Origin of the sequence: Phaeobacter sp. NW0010-22 (assembly GCF_040365955.1) — a bacterium.
GTDB lineage: Bacteria > Pseudomonadota > Alphaproteobacteria > Rhodobacterales > Rhodobacteraceae > OMPR01.
Genome location: NZ_BAABWT010000011.1, coordinates 122,589 through 142,605, shown reverse-complemented (window position 1 = coordinate 142,605; position 20,017 = coordinate 122,589). Strand labels below are relative to the sequence as shown.

Below are 20,017 nucleotides of genomic sequence, written 5' to 3'. Positions count from 1 at the left end.
ATTGATCAGAATCCTTCGCCAAACTTATCGGCTACCAAAGCTTCAAGCGCTTCTGCCAACGCCTCAGCATCCGGTCCAGACGTCTCGACGTCAATAGAGGTTCCGCGAGAGGCTGCCAACATCAAAAGGCCCATAATACTATCACCTCCAGCAGAAAGCCCGTCTTTGGACACTTCGGCAGAGGCATCGAAACCTTCGACAACCTCAACCAGCTTGGCTGAAGCGCGAGCGTGCAGGCCCTTTTCGTTAACAATTTTCAAGGTGCGTTGGGTCATACGGTTCCGCTTATTCACTCAATTGATACGTTTTGCGTGTTAATGTACTTTTTTCCCGCTTCCATTGCGTTGCGCACGGCATCGGCGATCGGCAGGTGACGACTTTTGGCAAGCTTGATTAACATAGGTAGGTTCGCACCGTACAAAATACGGCGGTCAGCCGGTGTACAAGCCTTCAGGCTGAGGTTCGAAGGGGATCCTCCAAAGAGGTCAGTAACCACGACAACGCCCTGTCCAGCATCAACTTTATCAGCCGCTGCACAAATCTCACGTTGCTTAAGATCGCGATCATGTTCAGCTTCTATAGCAATAGCAATCAAACCTACTTGCTGCCCGATTACATGCTGCATGGCTGCCAGATACTCTCTGGCCAGCCCACCATGCGCAACAATCACTATCCCGATCAAACTGGCCTCGCATCCTTGAAACGGCGCTCCATCACCCGGTGCCTAGTTGACACCTGCTGACCGTCAGCTGCAAGAGCATTTGCCATTGATTCCGCCAAAGTTACGGATCGATGTTGTCCCCCGGTACATCCAAACCCGATGGAGAGGTGCGTTTTCCCTTCGGCCTTAAACCCAGGAATGAGAAGTTGGATCAAATCGAGAACTCGCGAAAAAAACGGCTGATACTGAGCATCCGATTTCACATATTCGGAAACGGATTGATCCCGCCCGTCCAAATGCCGCAATGACGGCTTCCAATGAGGGTTCGCCAGAAAACGGCAATCAAACACCATATCCAAACCTCGGGGGACCCCCGTTTTATAGGAAAATGATTCTACCGAAATCGACAAGGCTCGACCCTCGCGAGGGGCAAACCATTTTTCCACCTCTCGCCGTAGCTGATGCACATTCAAATCAGAGGTATCGATATAAAAATCCGCCCTCTCCTTGATCATCGTCAGCAACTTTTTTTCATGCGCAATCCCCTCTTCAACACTTCGCGCCGCAGCTAGGTGATGACGTCGTCGCGTTTCGGAAAAACGGTGCAACAGAACATTGGCACTACAATCCAAATATAGAGTATGGCATTTGATTTCTTGGTTTTGCTTCAACTTGGAAACAAGCCCCAAGAACCCTTCGGTAGAAAAGTCCCGGTTTCTGGAGTCCAACCCCAACGCAAGCGGACCGTCTTTCGTTTCATTTTCCAAGAAGGTTTCCGAAAGACCCATGGGAAGATTGTCAATTGCTTCGAATTCAAGGTCTTCAAGAATGTTTATTGCCGTTGAGCGCCCTGCCCCAGAAGGCCCAGTAACCAACACTACCTGCTTCTTCGTCATCGGTGCACCCATTCAGAGCTAACCAGCCCCCTCTTTAAAAATTGAATGATCGCTGCACCAAAATGTGGGGTGGCGACGTTGTAAAACAAGGGAACGATCTGATTAAGCACCTGAACCTCGCGTGGTTCGGGCAAACGCTGTGTTTCTGTATTGCTCAGATCAACAACTGCAGCCAGCGATGCTTCTTGTGCAGCAGAAGCCCGGAGTATCCCCATACCACGTGCTTCGATAAGACCCGAAATAGCCTCTGGAGCGGAGACATTTGTTCTGCTCCCAGACGCCGCCAATATCACCTTGTCATCGGCAACCAATTCAGCCCCATAAGCCATCAATTGCAATGACAGGTTTGATTTCCCGGACCCCGACGGCCCAACGATAAGCACGGCTCGCCCTCCGATCGCGACACTGTTGGCGTGAATCACTGCCCTATCCTGTCCGAGCACTGACTCTAAGGCTTTTAGCGTCATCTATGACTTACACCGGCAAACCAACAACAAATCTTGCACCAAGAGGGTCAGACGTAATATCGGCCTCTGTTGGACGAATGTTTTCAGCCCAGACCACACCACCATGCGCCTCAACAATTTGCTTGGAGATTGCCAAGCCTAGGCCTGAGTTGTTGCCGAAATGCTCTTCTGGCCTTTGAGAATAGAACCGTTTGAAGATCTTTTGGAGCGCCTCTTCGGGAATACCCGGGCCCGTGTCCTCGACGACAACCAACACCCGATTTGACCGCCTCCGCGCCCACACACGAATGGCATCGCCATCTTCACAGAAAGACACTGCATTTGTTATGAGGTTCACAAAAACCTGAGCCAACCGCGCTTCAAGTCCATGAATAATAATAGGGTCTGGCGGTAGATCCGCAATATAATCGATACCCTTGCTTCGAGCATCTTCACCCAGATACTGGTTTAGGTTAGCCAGCATATTTAACAGATCAAAGCTCTCTTCTTCTTCTTTTACCAACTCTGCATCCAATCGGGACGCATTGGAAATATCACTGACGAGCCGATCCAGCCGCCGAACGTCATGCTCAATCACATCCATCAACTTATTTCGCTGATCATCTCTTTTGACCATACGCAGTGTTCCAACCGCCGATTGCAGGCTCGCAAGAGGGTTTTTGATTTCGTGCGCAACATCGGCCGCAAATTGTTCGTTCCCGTCAATCCGGTTATACAGCGCTGAAACCATTCCGCGGAGTGCACGGCTCAGGTGGCCAATTTCGTCGGGCCTTGCGGTCAGATCTGGGATCCGAATACGCCCTGGATTCACGCGACGCGTATGACGATCCCGGCCAAGTTCTGCGGCCTCAGCCAAGTCGGCCAACGGATTGGCTATTGTTGATGCGAGCACAAGGCTCAGGCCGACAGAAACCAACAAAGCGACAACAAAGACTTGCAGAACACTTTCGCGTTCACGGCGCGCCAGTGAGTCAATCTCGCCAGCGGGGCTGGCCATCGCGACAACCCCAATTGGGTTTCCATTCTGCAGGATTGGTGTTGCCGCCGCAAAGATGGTCCCGCCCGTCGAATCAACCACGGTTTCGACTCGCGCTCCTCCCGCCAAAGCGGCAGGCACGAGCCCCTTTACTTGGTCTTCGAGAACCGGGGGCACAACATTGGCGGGCGTGGCGAAAACCGAAGATACGGCAGACCACATCGCTGTTAGGCCGTCACTAATGACCGTTTTTCCAGCATCACCACCTTCGAGTGCAGCAATCGCATCACTTTGCTCACGCCCTTTGACTTGCCCGATCAGGTTTTCAGCCCCGTCAAAAACAAAAACTTCGACGCCAGATCTGAGACTTAGCCCCTCCAACGTTTCACTAACGTCAATACCATCCCCAGTTGCTAGATTTACTGGGGTACCTGATGACAACTGTGCCTCAAAAACGTCTGCAACGAGCTGTGATTCACCAACCAATGCGCCCGCTCGCTGAAGGACAAGACCATCGCGAGAGTCGTTGAGATACAGGATCCCAGAGACCAGAATAATTAAAGCAATCAAATTGAAGGTAACGATCTTGCGTGTCAGCGGAGACCCTCGCAAAGAGAACAGGCTGCGACGCGCGCGTTTGACCCGCAGTTCCTGCGACACGGTGCTTTGAGGGGCAACCCAATCGTCGCCCAGCACCACATCGCCACTCCGATCAGTCTGAGATGTACCGGTATCGCGCACGAAAGCCTCTTTTCGACTGCCTAAAATGGCAGATTACTCCTCGTTATACCTATACCCGATCCCATACAGCGTCTCAATCGCTGCAAAATCTGGATCTGCGCTGCGCATTTTCTTGCGGAGCCGCTTGATGTGACTGTCGATTGTCCGATCATCAACGTATACTTGATCATCGTAAGCCACATCCATCAGTTGGTCCCGGCTTTTTACAAACCCTGGGCGCTGTGCAAGCGCTTGTAGCAACAGAAACTCCGTCACTGTCAGCGAGACATCTTTGCCCCTCCAACTGACCGCGTGGCGCAGCGGGTCCATTCGCAAATCCCCGCGCTCCATCACCTTGGTTTCACCGCCATTAGTGGTACCGGCCTCATCTCCGGCGATCGCATCTTGGCGACGTAACAACGCCCTAATGCGTTCCACAAGCAGACGCTGCGAGAACGGCTTTTTAACATAGTCGTCAGCGCCCATCCGAAGACCAAGCACTTCGTCGATCTCATCATCCTTTGATGTCAGGAAGATAACCGGCATCTGTGTTTTCTGGCGCAGACGCTGCAACAGGTCCATTCCATCCATCCGCGGCATCTTGATGTCCAACACTGCCATATCGGGTAGCTTTTTGTTGAATGCGTCAAGCGCGGCCTGTCCATCGTTATACGTTTCGACCTCAAAACCTTCGGCTTCGAGAGTCATGGAAACCGACGTCAGGATATTCCTGTCGTCGTCCACCAAAGCAATCTTTGACATATGAATGCCCCTATGCTGCTCATTATTGCCTTATTTTTTTCTTATTCATCGCTGCTTTCCCCCCGCGAATCAATCGATAACTACGTCCCCGCGGTCCATTTCCTCTGATTAGAGGCAAAAATGCCTTACCGATGGTTAATTCGTAGCCGATAGGAACCGCTGGATTTTGATGGTTGCGCTAAACATCGCCTTGGTTGCGCTAACTGCGTTAAAGCGTCCTGTTCACGCCCCAAATCGTCATGCTAAGACCCGCCTCAACCGACATTTAGTCGGCTCAACGCCCCCCACGGTAAACGGGCGCCTTATTGGCGCTCAACGCCGCCACAGGAGAAGACACACATGACATCTGGACGGGTTAACCCGCAATTCCGCCTCGAAGATCAGGGCATCGAGGGTCTGGGCAATGTCTATTACAACTTTATGGAACCGGCGCTGATCGAAGCCGCGCTCAAGCGGAACGAAGGCACGCTCGGCAACGGCGGCGCGTTTCTGGTTACCACCGGCAAATTCACTGGCCGATCGCCCAAAGACAAACACGTCGTCAAAACTGACAGCGTGAAAGACACCATTTGGTGGGAAAACAACGCCGAGATGAGCCCAGAGGGTTTCGACGCGCTTCATGCCGATATGCTCGAGCATATGAAGGGTGGCGACTACTTTGTTCAGGATCTGGTAGGCGGTTCCGACCCAGCGCATTCAATCAATGTGCGTATGGTGACTGAACTCGCCTGGCATAACCTGTTTATTCGCCATCTGCTGCGTCGCCCAGCGCGCGACGAACTGAACGAGTTCATCGCGGATTTCACTGTGATCAACTGCCCCAGCTTCCAAGCAGATCCGGCGAAACACAATTGCCGCTCAGAAACCGTAATCGCGATGAACTTTGACAAAAAGATCATCTTGATTGGCGGTACAGAGTACGCGGGTGAAAACAAAAAATCAGTCTTCTCGCTGTTGAATTACCTGCTGCCCGAAAAAGGCATCATGCCGATGCACTGCTCGGCCAACCACGCGCACGGCAACCCTGTCGACTCAGCTGTGTTCTTTGGCTTGTCAGGCACTGGCAAAACAACGCTATCGGCAGACCCCTCGCGCACTTTGATTGGTGACGATGAACATGGCTGGTCAGATCAGGGCACCTTCAACTTCGAAGGGGGTTGCTATGCCAAAACCATCAACCTCAACCCTGAAGCTGAACCAGAAATCTATGCGACCACGTCCAAATTCGGCACTGTGATCGAGAACATGATCTTTGACGAAGAAACCAAAGAGTTGGACTTCGACGACGATTCCCTGACAGCCAACATGCGTTGCGCTTACCCGCTCGAATACATCTCGAACGCGTCAACTTCGGCCCGTGGTGGTCACCCAAAGAACATCATCATGCTGACTTGTGATGCATTTGGGGTTCTGCCTCCGATCGCACGCCTGACACCCGCTCAGGCCATGTATCACTTCCTGTCAGGCTTCACGTCTAAAGTGGCCGGAACAGAGCGCGGTGTGACAGAACCACAGCCCACCTTCTCGACCTGCTTTGGAGCGCCCTTTATGCCGCGTCGTCCCGAAGTTTATGGCAACCTGCTGCGCGACAAGATTGCTCAGCACGGCGCAACCTGCTGGCTGGTGAACACTGGCTGGACTGGTGGTGCTTATGGTGTTGGATCGCGGATGCCCATCCGTGCAACCCGTGCGCTGCTGACTGCAGCCCTTGATGGTTCCTTGGCCGAAGCAGAGTTCCGCAAAGACTCTAACTTTGGTTTTGATGTTCCTGTCTCTGTACCCGGAGTTGCCGAAGTTCTGCTGGACCCTCGTCGCACGTGGGATGATCAGGAAGCCTTTGATAAGCAAGCTGCAAAATTGGTTCAGATGTTCTCGGACAACTTCGAACAATACATCCCCTATATCGATGAAGACGTGAAAGCCGTCGCCATCGGTTAATCCGAGCACACATATGCAAAGGGGCTTTCAAAACCTCTTTCTAAAGCCCGGTGCATGTTTTGTGCCGGGCTTTTGCGTCAATAGGAGAGAGCACCTGATCGCCTATCCGCTGAAACGTCGAACGATTGGGTGCTTACACGAAAAAATTATGCCCGAAAGCAAATGCCTTACAGCAATTCGGAAACGCTTCACTCAAAAGCAATTGCTGAACAACACAGGATAAGATATGTATGATGCTATAAAGAATAGGTTCGACGCCAATTAGCGTCGAACCAGAGCGTTTAAAATGCTAGCAGCTACCACCACTCACTCAAGGGCAGCCTAAATATCCTGTAAGTTTATTAACTTGACCACTTGTGTCAATATGAGACAAATCAGGGCGCTGTGGCTTATTGACCCAGCGCGATGGCAAACAACTTTGGCAACAATCAGCTTGGGCAATTCGCAACGATGATGGAAATATCCAAATTAGCAGAACTCAGAAAACTAATGATGAGCATGGAGCGTTCCTTGGGGCTGCAGGACCTCTCCGCAGTTGAACGTGATATCTATTATGCTGCGAGCGAGCTTTCTCAAGAGGGTCAAGATGTCCGTACGGTCGGCCTTATCGAACACTCATTGCTCGAAAGCGTTTCACGACCAACCTTCTTCCGAGCGTTGAAATCTCTTGTGACAAAAGGCTATCTGTCCCAATGTCATTCGGTCAATCGTGGACGCTATCTCGTAAATGAGCCGCTTGACTAACAGAGACACTCGTCAGTCAAGGGTACCATTTTTGAGATCAGCCCTCCTTGAAACCCTAATAGCTTCGGCTGCATACCTGCTGGCGTTCTTGGTAACATTTGAAGTGGTCATGCCACTGCAAAACGCCTTTTTTCCTGAATACCCCAGCCACGCCAGCTTGCTATTCCTACCACATGGTATTCGCGTTTTGACTGCTTGGTTGCTGGGATGGCGTGCGATCTACGCCCTACTTCCAGCGGTTTTATTGGTTTTTGTGTATTTGGGCGGGATGGACGCCTTTTTGCCGAGCAGACTGGCTGCGATTGGCATCGCTGTCATCACTGTTCCCCTCACATTCTACACTCTAAAAGTCTTAGGATGGGATCTGTTTCCCAAACCTGACGCAGCACCATGCTGGCCCTGTGTAATGGGGGTCGGCATCGTCACATCACTTTTGATTTCTGGGCTAACGAACCTCGCATTCGGAAGCGCAACGGTTGAATTTTTTGCCTATCTCATCGGAGATGTGGCAGGCTTGTTTTTCCTGATGCTGGGGTTGCTATTGGTTTTCCGCGTAACACGCCGCCGGGCTTGAGACTTTTTTGTTTTTTCGAATGTCATTTTTAAGTTTCAGCAAAGTCACCCAGCCCCTTGAGCGAATTGAAATCAATCGTGTCTAGTCAGGTGAAACTTGACCATAGATTGGGCCTTTATGACATCCTCGAAACGCCCCGCCCGTTCTGGCCGCAAAGGTCGCATCGCTCAGCGCGCTGCACCACCAAAGATTCATCCTTGCCCCCCTGGGCAAATCGGGGGACGCTACAGGCCACTGTCCGATTCCGAATTGCACGCGATCTACCAGACTGCGCTGCGCCTGCTCGCCGAGCTTGGGATGGGAGAGACGCCAGAGCGCTTGGCTGGACCACTCTTGGAAGCCGGTGCGATAAACCAAAATGGCCGACTGCTCTTTACCAGAGACATGGTGTGCTCTGCGCTCGCGGCCGCGCCGAAGACATTTGTCCTGCATGGACGCGACCCAGCTCGAGATATAGAAGTTGGGGGAAACCGGGTTTTTTTTGGCACCGGCGGTGCAGCGGTCCAGACGTTAGACATAGACACAGGTCAATACCGCCCATCGACCCTTGCAGATCTTCGCAATTTCACCAGGTTGCAGGACAAGCTGACCAACGTAAGCTGGTTCACCCGATGCTGCATCGCAACAGATGTACCCGACAATTTCGAACTGGACACAAACACGGCCTACACTCTGCTGCGCCACACAACCAAGCCAACTGCGACGGCCTTTACTTTGGCAGAACACGTTTCGCCGATTGTTCGGATGCTTGATATCGCCGCCGGTGGAGACGGTGCGTTTGCACAGCGTCCATTTATGAAGGCGCATATTTCTCCGGTGATTTCCCCGATGCGCTATGCCGAAGATGCCGTGGACGTTGTTTTTGAATGTTTAAAACATAACATCCCGGTATCCTGCATCACGGCAGCACAGGCAGGCGCTACAGCTCCGGCGACTTTGGCTGGGTTTCTGGCCCAATCCTTGGCGGAAACCCTCGCTAGTCTGATCATGGTTCAGGTTCTCAAACCTGGCCACCCCATGGTGTTTTCCAACTGGCCCTTGGTTATTGATTTACGTACGGGGGCATTTGCCGGCGGAGGCGGTGAAATTGCAGTCTTAAATGCGGCTTCTGCTCAGCTTTCCAACTGGCTCGGCCTGCCCTCTGGTGTTGCGGCATCGATGACTGACGCCAAAGCGCTGGACGCGCAGTACGGCGCCGAGAAAGCCATGACTTCCCTTGCCGCGGCTTTGGCCGGTGGGAATCTGATCTATGAAAGCTCCGGCATGACAGCATCCCTCTTGGGTGTCAGTTTTGAGGGGTTTGTGCTGGACGACGAAATGCATGCGCACACTTACCGGGCTCTGCGCGGTGTAGAGGTTACCCCGGAAAACCTTGGGTTCGACGCCATCTGTGATGCTGTCTTGGGCGAAGGGCATTTTCTGGGCGGCGCGCATACCCTTTCGGCCATGGAACGGGACTATTTCTATCCGTCTTTAGCGGACCGTGATTCGCCCAAAGTATGGCAAGACAAGGGAGCACCTGATGCTTGGTCCATAGCCCGGGACAAAGCCCGTCTTATCCTTGACGAACACCACCCCGATTACCTGTCCGAGGACCAAGACAAAGCCATTCGCGATATTCTGCCGCTCTTATAGGCACGACAAGAGCGGCTCTATCCAAGCAGAGCACGACGCAAGAGATTCAGCCCAGCAACCAACAAAACCAACAAGGTCAGCTTGCGAAACATAGCTTGGTCGATTTTGCCTTGGAACTGGCCGCCAAGCCACATTCCAATAGTCACTGGCAACACGAGTAGGATTGAAAACGGCAAGGTTTCCATCCGCAGAACACCCGACCCTACGTGCGCGATGGCAAGCGCAACGGCGCCCAACCCATAAACCACGCCCTGAACGCGCATCTGGTCCTGCTTTGGGGTATCCAGGGCGGTCAAATAGGCGACAGTTGGTGGGCCCCAAACCCCCGACATCCCTCCAATGAACCCAGCGATTGCGCCGACAAAGGCGTCTAGCCGTGCGGATTGGCGATGCGCTCTGAAGCGGACCCCCAACAGTTGCATCAGCACAAAGGCAACAACGGGAACCGCGATCATCAACATAAACGTATCTGGCTCAACACGCGTCACCAGTTGAGCACTGGATAGCAGAAAAACCAATCCAACCAGCAAGAAAACCCGAAACCGCAAAACCGAAGCGATCGCCGCCGCCTTACCAGAATGCAGTGCCTGCATCCCGTTTGCCACCACAGCCGGGAGTATCACCCCAGCAAGGGCCCAGTCAGGCGGCACGATCATAGTCAAACCCGCGATCAAGACCATTGGCATGGCGAATCCGACCAGCCCCTTGATCAGCCCCCCCAATGTGGCAATCAAAAATATCAGCGCTAGTTCTGACGGAGAGGTAATGGAGAAAATCGATGTCATTCTTACCTCATACACCCCTTGTTCATGCTGCACCGCAAAAAAATGTCACGTAATTATAGAACCAAACAAAAGCAAATAACGTATTTATGTTGCGCTGCATGTGCAAAGTGATATGACCAAGCGACCCAAGAAGGATGTGATTCATGGCCCATGATGGACAGGATATTTCGACGATGACAAACTCCGTGATTTTGCCCGAACTTCTGAGCCTCACCGGCGCGGCGATTGCCCCGGTCAATGCAGTTTTCGAAGCAGCGCGCGAATCTGTGCGCGCCTTGGTTAGTGCTGATGGCAAGATTTCCGGCGCTTTGATCGAAGCCAACCAAACAGCGGCACACGGCTTATCTTGGCTCGCAACCTATCAGCAATCTCTGCAACAAATGCATCGCTGGGCCGAAACGCTGAACGGCGAAGGCAAGTTTGGGGAAATCGAACAACTGCTGCTTCAGATCGCCTTTGGTGAGTATCTGCACCAAATCGCAGGTGGCATTCCCATGAACCAAGGCGAAGTCGTTCGCCTGCAAGATATGGGTCTTGGTTGGGACGCGCTCGCAGGCTTCCAAGCTGCTGAAGTCCAATCCTTGATGACATCAGGGAACTCACAGGCCGCCCGGTCTCGTTTGGTTGAGTTGATGGAGGAGCAAGCAGGTTCAACCATGTACGGCACCTCGGGTCTGGATGAAGAACTCGAAATGATCCGCGACCAGTTCCGTCGCTATTCGGACGAAAAAGTCGAACCCTATGCCCATGAATGGCATCTCAAAGATGAATTGATCCCAATCGAGATTATCAATGAGCTGGCTGAGATGGGCGTCTTTGGCCTGACAATCCCCGAAGAATTCGGAGGCTTTGGCCTGTCCAAGGCATCCATGTGCGTTGTCTCCGAAGAGTTGTCACGCGGATACATTGGTGTTGGTTCACTTGGCACCCGCTCCGAGATTGCGGCTGAACTGATCATCGCTGGCGGCACTGATGAGCAGAAAGCCAACTGGCTGCCGAAAATCGCCAGCGCAGAAATTCTGCCAACCGCAGTATTCACAGAGCCGAACACCGGGTCTGACCTTGGTTCCTTGCGCACACGTGCTGTCAAGAATGCCGATGGCGATTATGAAATCACTGGCAACAAGACCTGGATCACACACGCCGCACGCACCCACGTAATGACGTTGCTGGCGCGCACCGACCCCAGCAACGACAACCACCGCGGCCTGTCGATGTTCTTGGCTGAAAAGACTCCAGGCGATGACGCCAACCCCTTCCCCACCGAAGGCATGACAGGCGGAGAAATCGAAGTCCTCGGCTATCGCGGCATGAAGGAATACGAACTGGGTTTTGACGGCTTCAAGGTCAAAGGTGAAAACCTGCTTGGCGGTGAAGAAGGCAAAGGCTTCAAGCAGCTGATGGAAACCTTTGAATCCGCCCGGATTCAAACCGCTGCCCGTGCCATCGGTGTTGCACAATGTGCGCTAGATATCGGCATGCAGTATGCGCAGGATCGTAAACAGTTCGGCAAATCCCTGATCAACTTCCCCCGCGTTTCCAGCAAGCTGGCGATGATGGCTGTTGAAATCATGATTGCACGTCAGTTGACCTATTTCTCTGCTTGGGAAAAAGACAACGGGCATCGCTGCGATCTAGAGGCAGGTATGGCTAAACTGTTGGGGGCCCGCGTGGCATGGGCCGCTGCAGACAATGCGCTTCAAATCCACGGCGGCAATGGCTTTGCGTTGGAATATAAGATTTCGCGCGTTCTTTGCGATGCCCGGATCCTAAACATCTTTGAAGGTGCTGGCGAAATTCAGGCACAGGTTATCGCGCGTCGCTTGCTGGGCTAATTCTCTGCCTAATGTATCTTACCAAAAGACCCGGCCAATGCGCCGGGTCTTTTGCATTCAACCCCACGCCAATTGCGCTTTTTCAGTGTAGCAAAGATAGGCTTGGGGATTGGCCGTATGCCTCTTTATAGGCGATGGAAAACCGGCCCAAATGCGCAAATCCGGTATCATAGGCCACCGTGCTTACCAATGTTCCTGGCGGTGCGGTTTGTAGCAAATAGTGCGCAAGCTTTAACCGCTGGCGGTTCAGATATTGTTTGGGGGTACAACCCAAACTTGACTGGAATCCAGTTTGCAAGCTGCGCACCGAGCAATTCGCTTGCCCTGCAATATCCCGCATTGTGATCGGGTCTGACAGGTTTGCCCGGATGTATTCGGTTGCTGATCGCACCGCACGCGCTGGCAATGCGACCGGGGGATCTTTCAAAAAATGCGTAATGGCATTGGGCTGGCTCTGCAGCAAAGAGGTCATCAAATCCTCTTCGATGACAGATTGGAAACGGTACGCGCTGTTTCCAAAGGCCGCCCCGTTTTGCGCCGCTTGCACACAGGCCCACACTTGATCCACCCAGCGTTGCAACGCGGCCGTTTGCAACTGCATCTCGGGGTTAAAGACCAGCGCGTGGGGCAGATGGTGCCCGGTCAGCGTTTCAGCCAAATCATGCAACGCCCCCCGGTCAATCTGCACCAACAGCTTTTCACACCCGGCTTGCCACGTCATACGAGTCGCTTCGGTCGGGTTCAGAATACTGGCCGTTTGGTTCGACGCTTCGACCTCGTGCGCACCAGTTTTGACAACGGCACGACCACGCAGCGGAATCTGCACCAAATAAAAATTTGTAAGCTCGCCGGGGTCAATCGCAACCTCTGAACTGTAGCGCAGGAAGTTCAGCGACAAAGACCGCCCTGAGGCACGGTTATGACAGGTTTCAAACGCTTCTGACGTATCACCGGGAATCAGCTTGTGATCGCAAAACTTTGCTGACACGACTTGTCGAGCCTCATCTATATCGCGCGTGCGAAACAAATGATGCGTATTAAGCGGGTCCACCGAAATATTATGGTTCTGGCAAGCCATTGGAACTAATTACATTATTTTAAGCTTAAACAAAAGAGGGATGTACCCCTCACGATTTCTGCGCATTTTGGACAAAGCTTGACGCAACTTCCGGCTAGCGTTTTCATGACACACTGTCGAACAGGGAGGAAATCATGAAAGAAACGCTTGGTATTACCAGCGCGCCGGATGGGATCAACACCGCCGTTTGGAATGTCGTAGGGCACACGTACAAGCCCAAATTGCACAGCGACAATGCCTTTATCTGGCATGCCGACATCCCGGCGGAAACCTTTGTGCCACCGCATATCCACCCCACTCAAGACGAATGGATCTATATGCTAGAGGGTAACCTTGAGGTCGAATTTGGCCATGACCAAGGCCCCCCAAGCGTCCACAAGGCAGGTCCCGGCGATACCGTCAGGATGCCAATGGGCGTAGCGCACGGAATTTTCAATCGCTCCGGGGCAACTGCAAAATGCGTCTTTGGTGTCGCACCTGCTCGCAAACTCTATGATCTGTTTGTTGCACTTGACGGTGTGACCAACCCCGAAGAGTTGGTGCGCCTGTCCGCCCAGCACGAGGTTGATTTCCTGCCGCCCCCACCCGAAGCGTGAGGGCACCCAAATGGTAAAACGTAAAACGGTCGCCGTCATCGGCGGCGGGGTCAGTGGGCTGGCCGCAGCTAAGGCATTTGATGAAAAAGGGCACCGGGTCATCGGGTTCGAACGCAGCCACGACTTTGGTGGCGTGTGGGAGTTGTCCCGTTCTTACCCCGATGTGCAAACCCAGTCGCCCAAGGATCTGTATTGCTACACGGACCATCCAATGCCGGCGGAATATCCCGAATGGCCAAAGGGACCACAGGTCCATGCCTATCTGCATTCCTATGCAGATAAACATAAACTGAGCCGTTTGTTCCGTCTGAACACCAATATCTTTTCAATGGATCGTCGTGCGGATGGGAAACCCGGTTGGACCCTAACCATCGAAGAGGCCGGTCAAACCCGAACCGAAGATTTCGATTTCGTGTCGGTCTGTACAGGGCAATTCTCGGATAAGAATATCATCTCACATCCGGGTCAGGACGACTTCGTCGCTCAGGGCGGCGAAGTTATCCACTCTTCAGACTACACTGACCCCTCGATGATGAAGGGAAAGCGTGTGGTTGTTTTGGGCGGTTCCAAGTCCGCTACCGACATCGCCGTCAACGCCGCCAAGAATGGCGCGGCTCAAGTCACGATGGTGTATCGTGAAAACGTCTGGCGCGTGCCCTACTTTGTCGGCGGGATCAACTTCAAGCGACTGCTTTACATGCGGGCGCAAGAACAGCAGTTCAATCAGTGGGGCAAAAACGGACTTCAGCGCGCTGTTGCGGCGGTTCTGAAACCTTTGGTCTGGGCAAATTTCCGCGGTCTAGAAACCTTGCTCAAGTTTCAGCTGGGTTTGAAAAAGTGGAACATGGTGCCCGATACACCCATCGAAAAGGAAGCCTCCTGCTCGCTGCCCATCGTTACCCCGGGGTTGTTCGAAAGCTTTAATGCCGGAACAGTGAAACCTATCCAAGGGACCATTGACCACTACGAAGGGGACGAAGTCATCTTAACCACAGGTGACCGGGTTGGATGTGATGTCGTGGTGCTCGCAGTTGGTTGGAAATTGGGTATCCCGTATCTGTCAAAAGAGTATCGTGACAAACTGATAGAATCTGATGGCCAATACCGTACCTTCCGATTGTCGGTGAATCCAGATTTGCCAGACATGGGGTTTGTTGGCTTTAATTCGAGCTTTTGTACGATTCTGTCCGCTGAAATGGTCGCCAATTGGTTGGTGCGGTTTGCCGATGGCCAATTGGCCCAGCAACCCAGCCGCGATGATATGAACCGGAACATCGAAATGATGTTGGATTGGCGGCGCAAGGAACGCCCAGCTGCACAGGTTTATGGTGGATTGTGTTCGGCCCCGTTCCACTTCAAGCACTTTGATGAACTGCTTGCAGACATGGGGGCGACAACAGCCAAACGCAGCAACCCGATTGCGGAACAGTTTTCATACCCCAACGCCCCGGCCTATGGCACATACCTTGCCTCGGCCCCACAATACCAAGCGCAATAGCGCTACCAAAAACAGGAGATTGCTTTCATGCGGGATTGGGACGACGCATTTGCCAATATGGCGCATGTTGCAGGATCAGACGCGCTGCCCGGGTTCTGGGCAGCGCGTGCGGCTGACTATCGCGCCTCTTCTGCGCGCATTGACACCGATATTTCCTATGGCAGTACGGAACGGGAAAGCCTTGATATAATTTGGCCGGACACACACCCCAAAGGTTTGGCAGTTTTCGTTCATGGGGGGTACTGGATGCGGCTCGACAAATCCTACTGGAGCGACCTGGCCGAAGGCGCGCGTACGCGCGGCTGGGCGGTCTGCATTCCCAGCTATACCCTAACGCCCCATGCCCGGATCAGCGACATAACTCGCCAAATTGGCGCTGCCATCACCAAGGCTGCTGCCCTCGTGAACGGCCCCATCCATCTGTCCGGTCATTCGGCAGGGGGCCATCTTGTGGCCCGTATGCTGTGCGAAAATGCGCCACTGGAATATTCCGTCCGTGACCGGATTGCTCATACCCTTGCCATAAGCGGATTATTTGATCTCCGCCCGCTTGTGCACACAGCGATGAACAATACTTTGCATCTGGACCCATCAGAAGCCGCGGCAGAAAGCCCCGCACTTCTCCCAGCCCAAACTCAATCAACATTAACCTTATGGGTTGGCGACAACGAGCGGCCAGAATTCATTCGCCAGTCGCGCCTGATGGCGTTGATCTGGGATGTCTTTGATGTAGAGACCAAGGTGCATTTAGATCAAGGGCACAACCACTTCACCATTTTAGAAGGGTTGAAGTCACCGGAAGCAGCGATCACACAGGCTTGGGTCGGATAACGCGCGCTCTTTCACGCTCCAACGATCCAGATGATGTTAACAGCCGGAGTTGCCATGCTGCGTATGACACTTGCCCTCGCGATCTTATCCCTGCCGCACTGTGGCAAGGATGAAACCCTAGCGTCCTACGGGGCCTCAGGGGCAACTTGGCAACTGCATAGCATCAATGATCAGCCTCTCGGTGCGCCAGTAACATTACAGATCGACGGAGACGGTAAGCTCAGCGGCATTGCGCCCTGTAATTCCTACACCGCAACAGTCAGCGTGCCCTACCCTTGGTTTGAAATCAAAGACCTGACTGCGACCCGTGCCAGTTGCGCTTTGTTGGAAGCGGAAGGTACCTATTTCGCCGCCCTTCTCGCCATGACCCAATCCGAAGTGTCCGGGAACACATTGATCCTACGTACGGATGCAGGGAGTGAGATGGTTTTCAAAGCTGTCGAGTAAACGTTTCGATAAACCGGGCACGTGTCGTGGGCAATGGCTTGTGACCCAACGCAGGCGCCAAACGGTTTTCTAGGAAAAACCCGGTCGTATTCAACGCTAATGCAATTTCGTCATCTGGGGCATCCCCCTCTCCGCGCAGGCATGGCGGCAAAGGCAGCATTCGATCAGCCCATTCTCCAGCCCCCGATTTTGACACAGCACGTCCAGATTTAGGCGAAACAAAAACCAAGTCTTCGGTCGCGCCAGTGACCGCGCAACACGACAAATCCAAACCAAACCCAAGCTCTTCGAGCAGCGCCATTTCCCAGTTGAGATAGGCAAGTGGCCAGATCGTGTCTTGTCCCAACAAATCCATGAGTTGTTCGGTTTGTTTATAAAGGGTGGGGTATGCTTCACGTTCGGGCAACCCAAAGTTCACCAAACTGGTGACCGCATTCAAGCCAGCCAAAGCCAATCGACCCGAAAATGCGGCAACCGTGCGCGACCGTATGGGTTCAACTTGATAGCTCCCTAACTGATCTTCCAACCGGGCACGCCACACCAGATCCAACTGTGATCCGGGTTGCAGGATCGGGGCAACCTTTCGGCTGACGCCGCCACGCACAACCCCTGAGTGACGTCCGTGCTCCTGCGTAAAAACATCAATGATGACTGATGTTTCCCCATGGCGACGTGCCGATAACAAAACCCCTTGGTCTCGCCACTCCAATTCTATCTCTCCCCTGCTGTCCCGCTGACAAACTCCAATTTCGTCGGGTGTGCACACCATAGCCAAACCTGAACAGGATGGCTGGAAAAGCGTTATTCCAGCCCGTCTTCGCCTAACAAATGACGCCCTTGGCGGTCTTCGACCTCAATCACCCAAAGGTCGGGGTCAAAACCGCGCTGCCGTTGAATAGCGTCATCCACAGCACGTTCTTCACCGGACGCGAGATCAGCCCATGTCCGATCACCGCTCAACAGGTCATAACTGCGGTGAAAGGCAATGGCCTGCCCATCCAGCGTGTTCAGTTTCACCAAAACAGCACCGGCTGTGTCGTCACCATGGGCCACGACAAAGGCCGGTATTTCTTGAAACCTAAGACGTGCCAGATAGGCCTGAACCCAAAATTCAGCCGTAAGCCGCGTCATACGTTCCCGTCTTTGAATTCCAGCCCCATTTCGGAATACCGCTCGGCCTCATCCAACCAGTTTGGACGCACTTTAACCTGCAGGAACAAATGCACCTTACGGCCCAGAAACTCCTCAAGCTCGGCACGGGCCGCTTGACCAACGGCTTTGATGGTCTCGCCCTTCTTGCCCAGCAGGATACCCTTGTGGCCATCCCGAACGACGTAAACGATTTGGTCAATCTTGGCCGATCCGTCTTTGCGATCTTCCCAATTCTCGGTTTCTACCGTCAACTGATAGGGAAGTTCCTGATGCAAACGCAGTGTCAGTTTTTCACGGGTCATTTCGGCTGCAATCATCCGCATAGGAAGATCAGCAATCTGATCTTCGGGATAGAGCCAAGGGCCTTCTGGGACTTTCTCAGCCAGCCAAGTCCGCAGGTCATCAACCCCGTGCCCCCGCTCCGCTGAAATCATAAAGGTTTCTGCAAAATTGTAGCGCGTGTTCAGGTCTTGGGTCAGGCTCAGAAGAACTTCGCTTTGTACCCGGTCAATCTTGTTGATGGCCAAAGCGACGGTGCGCCCTTCGCCAATCTCTGCCAGACCTTCAAGGATCCGTTCAACACCTTCGGTAATCCCGCGATGGGCCTCAATCATCAGCACAACGACATCTGCATCCGCAGCCCCGCCCCATGCCGCAGCAACCATTGCACGATCCAACCGGCGACGCGGCTGGAACAGGCCCGGTGTGTCAACAAAGACCAACTGCGAGTCGCCCTCCATCGCAACACCGCGGATTCGCGCGCGTGTCGTTTGCACTTTGTGCGTTACAATCGATACCTTTGCTCCAACCATACGGTTCAACAAGGTCGATTTTCCTGCGTTGGGTTCGCCGATCAAGGCGATAAATCCGGCACGCGTTTTCATGCGTTTTGCTCCAATTGGGCCAGCAGAGCAGCAGCAGCGGCTTGTTCAGCCTGCCGTTTCGCCCCTGCGGTAGATTGCGCCTCGGTCCCGTCCTGCAAACGCGCGGCGATGGTAAACACCGGCGCGTGATCAGGGCCACTACGCGACAGTTGTACATAAGTTGGTGGTTTTTGGCCACGGGCCTGCGCCCACTCTTGCAACGCCGTTTTGGCATCGCGCGCATCATCTTCGACTTTGGTAACCCGATCACCCCACAGACGCAGGATCAGCGCCTGGGCAACCTCAAATCCTCCATCGCGGTAAACAGCGGCGATGACCGCTTCCATAGCGTCACCCAACAGGGCTTGCTTACGCCGCCCGCCTGACATCATTTCAGATCGGCCAAGTTTCAGCACAACGCCCAGATCAATCTGGCGCGCGACATCGGCACAGGCTTCCTTGCGCACTAGAGCGTTGAATCGAGGTGCCAAAAGACCCTCAGACGCGCCTTTGTCATGGTCTAGCAAGGCCTCGGCCATCACCAACCCAAGCACGCGATCACCCAAGAATTCCAATCGCTGATTGTCACCACGCGTCGGCGACGAAATTGAGCCATGCGTCAGGGCACGAACCAACAAATCGGGCTGAGAAAACTCATACCCGATCCGTGTTTGGAACGCTTTTAGATCTGCTGAAACTTTCACTAGACCCCCTTAAAGAATCGATCGCTGCGCCATGTCCAGAAAAACAGCATGGAACGCCCTGCGGACGAGAACATGACACGATCCGCACGACCGATCAGATTCTCATACGGCACAAACCCAACACCACCCGCGGATTGCGGCAAGCGGCTGTCACTAGAGTTGTCACGGTTATCGCCCATAAAGAAGTAATGCCCAGCCGGGACCGAATAGATCCCAGTATGATCCGAGGACTGATTGCCGATATTCAGAATGCTGTGCGATACGCCGTTCGGCAGCGTTTCGATCTGGCGGGATTTCTCACAAATACCACCCAGACCAACCGGACCATTTTCACACCGCGGAGGTGATCCTTGCGGGCCCTGCGGCTCAGCAATTTCTTCGAACACACCGTCTGGCTTCAATTCGACCGGTGTTCCATTGATGATAACCACCCCATTTTTTACTTGGATCTTATCACCGGGAAGCCCAATCAAGCGCTTGATGTAGTCGCGGCCTGAAACCGGATGACGAAAGACAACCACATCCCCGCGTTCAGGATCACCGCCCCAAATACGATCGTTGTCACCCTTGGCCCATCCACACACATCCTCGGCATCCACGTTGATACCGATACCCGGCAACATCAGACTGGGGCACGACGCATAGGAATAGCCATAGGCCATCTTGTTGACGAACAGAAAGTCACCAATCAACAAGGTCTCTTTCATTGATCCTGAAGGGATCCAAAAGGGTTGAAAAAACAATGTTCGAAAAACACCCGCGATCAGCAAGGCGTAGACGACAGTTTTAACGGTCTCCCAGATGGCATTTCCGGCTTTGGCTTCGGTGGCCATTCGGTTCTCTCCAGTGCTTTCG

At 53.4% G+C, this 20,017-nt stretch carries 22 protein-coding genes; 9 read left to right on the top strand and 13 right to left on the bottom strand.

Annotation, left to right across the window (positions count from 1 at the left end):
* Nucleotides 1–5 precede the first annotated feature (5 nt).
* From ABWV33_RS20925 to ABWV33_RS20900, 6 genes are read right to left on the bottom strand one after another with little or no spacing between them, the layout of a single operon-like run.
* Nucleotides 6–275 carry an HPr family phosphocarrier protein gene (locus ABWV33_RS20925; RefSeq protein WP_113825705.1) on the bottom strand — a complete coding sequence of 90 codons (270 nt, stop codon included), beginning with the start codon at nt 273–275 and terminating at the stop codon, nt 6–8.
* Between the two features lie 14 nt (nt 276–289).
* Nucleotides 290–682: a PTS sugar transporter subunit IIA gene (locus ABWV33_RS20920; protein WP_113825704.1), complete on the bottom strand. Its 393-nt coding sequence runs from the start codon at nt 680–682 to the stop codon at nt 290–292.
* The gene (gene rapZ, locus ABWV33_RS20915) at nt 679–1,569 is read right to left on the bottom strand and encodes an RNase adapter RapZ (protein WP_251134279.1); all 891 of its coding nucleotides are present in this window, start codon (nt 1,567–1,569) and stop codon (nt 679–681) included. The genes ABWV33_RS20920 and rapZ overlap by 4 nt, the downstream gene beginning before the upstream one ends.
* Nucleotides 1,554–2,024: an HPr kinase/phosphorylase gene (locus ABWV33_RS20910; RefSeq protein ID WP_502930927.1), complete on the bottom strand. Its 471-nt coding sequence runs from the start codon at nt 2,022–2,024 to the stop codon at nt 1,554–1,556. Before ABWV33_RS20910 ends, rapZ begins: the two co-directional genes overlap by 16 nt.
* A 7-nt stretch (nt 2,025–2,031) precedes the next feature.
* On the bottom strand, nt 2,032–3,741 hold the full coding sequence (locus ABWV33_RS20905) for a sensor histidine kinase (protein ID WP_113825701.1): 1,710 nt from the start codon (nt 3,739–3,741) through the stop codon (nt 2,032–2,034).
* A 33-nt stretch (nt 3,742–3,774) separates the two neighbouring features.
* Nucleotides 3,775–4,482 carry a response regulator transcription factor gene (locus tag ABWV33_RS20900; RefSeq protein WP_113825700.1) on the bottom strand — a complete coding sequence of 236 codons (708 nt, stop codon included), beginning with the start codon at nt 4,480–4,482 and terminating at the stop codon, nt 3,775–3,777.
* A 339-nt stretch (nt 4,483–4,821) separates the two neighbouring features.
* Here ABWV33_RS20900 and ABWV33_RS20895 point away from each other — a divergent pair, with 339 nt between their 5' ends.
* The 4 genes from ABWV33_RS20895 (at nt 4,822) to ABWV33_RS20880 (ending at nt 9,373) form a co-directional block, all read left to right on the top strand.
* Nucleotides 4,822–6,420, top strand: coding sequence for a phosphoenolpyruvate carboxykinase (locus ABWV33_RS20895; RefSeq protein ID WP_113825699.1), 1,599 nt, complete (start codon nt 4,822–4,824; stop codon nt 6,418–6,420).
* A 405-nt stretch (nt 6,421–6,825) separates the two neighbouring features.
* On the top strand, nt 6,826–7,164 hold the full coding sequence (locus ABWV33_RS20890; RefSeq protein WP_353333548.1) for a hypothetical protein: 339 nt from the start codon (nt 6,826–6,828) through the stop codon (nt 7,162–7,164).
* A gap of 31 nt (nt 7,165–7,195) precedes the next feature.
* Entirely contained in the window at nt 7,196–7,738 is a 543-nt protein-coding gene (locus ABWV33_RS20885; protein WP_353333546.1) for a hypothetical protein, read from the top strand.
* A 117-nt stretch (nt 7,739–7,855) separates the two neighbouring features.
* The gene (locus ABWV33_RS20880; RefSeq protein WP_353333544.1) at nt 7,856–9,373 is read left to right on the top strand and encodes a trimethylamine methyltransferase family protein; all 1,518 of its coding nucleotides are present in this window, start codon (nt 7,856–7,858) and stop codon (nt 9,371–9,373) included.
* Between the two features lie 17 nt (nt 9,374–9,390).
* Here the strand turns inward: ABWV33_RS20880 and ABWV33_RS20875 are convergent, their stop codons facing one another.
* Nucleotides 9,391–10,158: a sulfite exporter TauE/SafE family protein gene (locus ABWV33_RS20875; RefSeq protein WP_353333542.1), complete on the bottom strand. Its 768-nt coding sequence runs from the start codon at nt 10,156–10,158 to the stop codon at nt 9,391–9,393.
* Nucleotides 10,159–10,301: 143 nt separating this feature from the next.
* On the opposite strand from ABWV33_RS20875, the gene ABWV33_RS20870 reads away from it, so the two are divergent.
* Nucleotides 10,302–11,993: an acyl-CoA dehydrogenase family protein gene (locus ABWV33_RS20870; protein ID WP_353333540.1), complete on the top strand. Its 1,692-nt coding sequence runs from the start codon at nt 10,302–10,304 to the stop codon at nt 11,991–11,993.
* A gap of 82 nt (nt 11,994–12,075) precedes the next feature.
* Here ABWV33_RS20870 and ABWV33_RS20865 read toward each other — a convergent pair whose 3' ends face one another.
* Nucleotides 12,076–12,981, bottom strand: coding sequence for an AraC family transcriptional regulator (locus tag ABWV33_RS20865; RefSeq protein WP_353333538.1), 906 nt, complete (start codon nt 12,979–12,981; stop codon nt 12,076–12,078).
* A gap of 224 nt (nt 12,982–13,205) precedes the next feature.
* Between ABWV33_RS20865 and ABWV33_RS20860 the strand changes: the two genes are divergently transcribed.
* From ABWV33_RS20860 to ABWV33_RS20845, 4 genes are read left to right on the top strand one after another with little or no spacing between them, the layout of a single operon-like run.
* A complete protein-coding gene (locus tag ABWV33_RS20860) occupies nt 13,206–13,667 on the top strand; it encodes a cupin domain-containing protein (protein WP_353333536.1) in 462 nt (153 codons plus the stop codon).
* Nucleotides 13,668–13,677: 10 nt separating this feature from the next.
* Nucleotides 13,678–15,165, top strand: a complete 1,488-nt coding sequence (locus ABWV33_RS20855; RefSeq protein ID WP_353333534.1) for a flavin-containing monooxygenase — start codon at nt 13,678–13,680, stop codon at nt 15,163–15,165.
* Nucleotides 15,166–15,192: 27 nt separating this feature from the next.
* Nucleotides 15,193–15,996 (top strand): hormone-sensitive lipase, encoded by an 804-nt coding sequence (locus ABWV33_RS20850; RefSeq protein WP_353333532.1) that lies wholly within the window; start codon nt 15,193–15,195, stop codon nt 15,994–15,996.
* A 54-nt stretch (nt 15,997–16,050) separates the two neighbouring features.
* On the top strand, nt 16,051–16,443 hold the full coding sequence (locus ABWV33_RS20845) for an META domain-containing protein (RefSeq protein WP_121998760.1): 393 nt from the start codon (nt 16,051–16,053) through the stop codon (nt 16,441–16,443).
* Here the strand turns inward: ABWV33_RS20845 and recO are convergent.
* The 5 genes from recO to lepB form a co-directional block, all read right to left on the bottom strand.
* Complete coding sequence (recO, locus tag ABWV33_RS20840) at nt 16,427–17,152, bottom strand: DNA repair protein RecO (RefSeq protein WP_353333530.1); 726 nt, start codon at nt 17,150–17,152, stop codon at nt 16,427–16,429. The two genes, ABWV33_RS20845 and recO, sit on opposite strands and share 17 nt — an antisense overlap.
* Before the next feature lie 92 nt (nt 17,153–17,244).
* Nucleotides 17,245–17,574, bottom strand: coding sequence for a DUF1491 family protein (locus tag ABWV33_RS20835; protein ID WP_121998140.1), 330 nt, complete (start codon nt 17,572–17,574; stop codon nt 17,245–17,247).
* Entirely contained in the window at nt 17,571–18,479 is a 909-nt protein-coding gene (era, locus tag ABWV33_RS20830; RefSeq protein ID WP_113825689.1) for a GTPase Era, read from the bottom strand. Before era ends, ABWV33_RS20835 begins: the two co-directional genes overlap by 4 nt.
* A complete protein-coding gene (rnc, locus tag ABWV33_RS20825) occupies nt 18,476–19,162 on the bottom strand; it encodes a ribonuclease III (RefSeq protein ID WP_121998139.1) in 687 nt (228 codons plus the stop codon). Before rnc ends, era begins: the two co-directional genes overlap by 4 nt.
* Complete coding sequence (lepB, locus tag ABWV33_RS20820; protein ID WP_113825687.1) at nt 19,162–19,995, bottom strand: signal peptidase I; 834 nt, start codon at nt 19,993–19,995, stop codon at nt 19,162–19,164. The genes rnc and lepB overlap by 1 nt, the downstream gene beginning before the upstream one ends.
* Between the last annotated feature and the right edge of the window lie 22 nt (nt 19,996–20,017).

Coding starts and splice junctions, on each gene's coding strand:
- ABWV33_RS20925 (WP_113825705.1), bottom strand. CDS start 275: ATGACCCAACGCACCTTGAAAATTGTTAACGAAAAGGGCCTGCACGCT.
- rapZ (WP_251134279.1), bottom strand. CDS start 1,569: ATGGGTGCACCGATGACGAAGAAGCAGGTAGTGTTGGTTACTGGGCCT.
- ABWV33_RS20910 (WP_502930927.1), bottom strand. CDS start 2,024: ATGACGCTAAAAGCCTTAGAGTCAGTGCTCGGACAGGATAGGGCAGTG.
- ABWV33_RS20900 (WP_113825700.1), bottom strand. CDS start 4,482: ATGTCAAAGATTGCTTTGGTGGACGACGACAGGAATATCCTGACGTCG.
- ABWV33_RS20895 (WP_113825699.1), top strand. CDS start 4,822: ATGACATCTGGACGGGTTAACCCGCAATTCCGCCTCGAAGATCAGGGC.
- ABWV33_RS20890 (WP_353333548.1), top strand. CDS start 6,826: ATGGCAAACAACTTTGGCAACAATCAGCTTGGGCAATTCGCAACGATG.
- ABWV33_RS20880 (WP_353333544.1), top strand. CDS start 7,856: ATGACATCCTCGAAACGCCCCGCCCGTTCTGGCCGCAAAGGTCGCATC.
- ABWV33_RS20875 (WP_353333542.1), bottom strand. CDS start 10,158: ATGACATCGATTTTCTCCATTACCTCTCCGTCAGAACTAGCGCTGATA.
- ABWV33_RS20870 (WP_353333540.1), top strand. CDS start 10,302: ATGGCCCATGATGGACAGGATATTTCGACGATGACAAACTCCGTGATT.
- ABWV33_RS20860 (WP_353333536.1), top strand. CDS start 13,206: ATGAAAGAAACGCTTGGTATTACCAGCGCGCCGGATGGGATCAACACC.
- ABWV33_RS20855 (WP_353333534.1), top strand. CDS start 13,678: ATGGTAAAACGTAAAACGGTCGCCGTCATCGGCGGCGGGGTCAGTGGG.
- ABWV33_RS20850 (WP_353333532.1), top strand. CDS start 15,193: ATGCGGGATTGGGACGACGCATTTGCCAATATGGCGCATGTTGCAGGA.
- ABWV33_RS20845 (WP_121998760.1), top strand. CDS start 16,051: ATGCTGCGTATGACACTTGCCCTCGCGATCTTATCCCTGCCGCACTGT.
- ABWV33_RS20835 (WP_121998140.1), bottom strand. CDS start 17,574: ATGACGCGGCTTACGGCTGAATTTTGGGTTCAGGCCTATCTGGCACGT.
- era (WP_113825689.1), bottom strand. CDS start 18,479: ATGAAAACGCGTGCCGGATTTATCGCCTTGATCGGCGAACCCAACGCA.
- lepB (WP_113825687.1), bottom strand. CDS start 19,995: ATGGCCACCGAAGCCAAAGCCGGAAATGCCATCTGGGAGACCGTTAAA.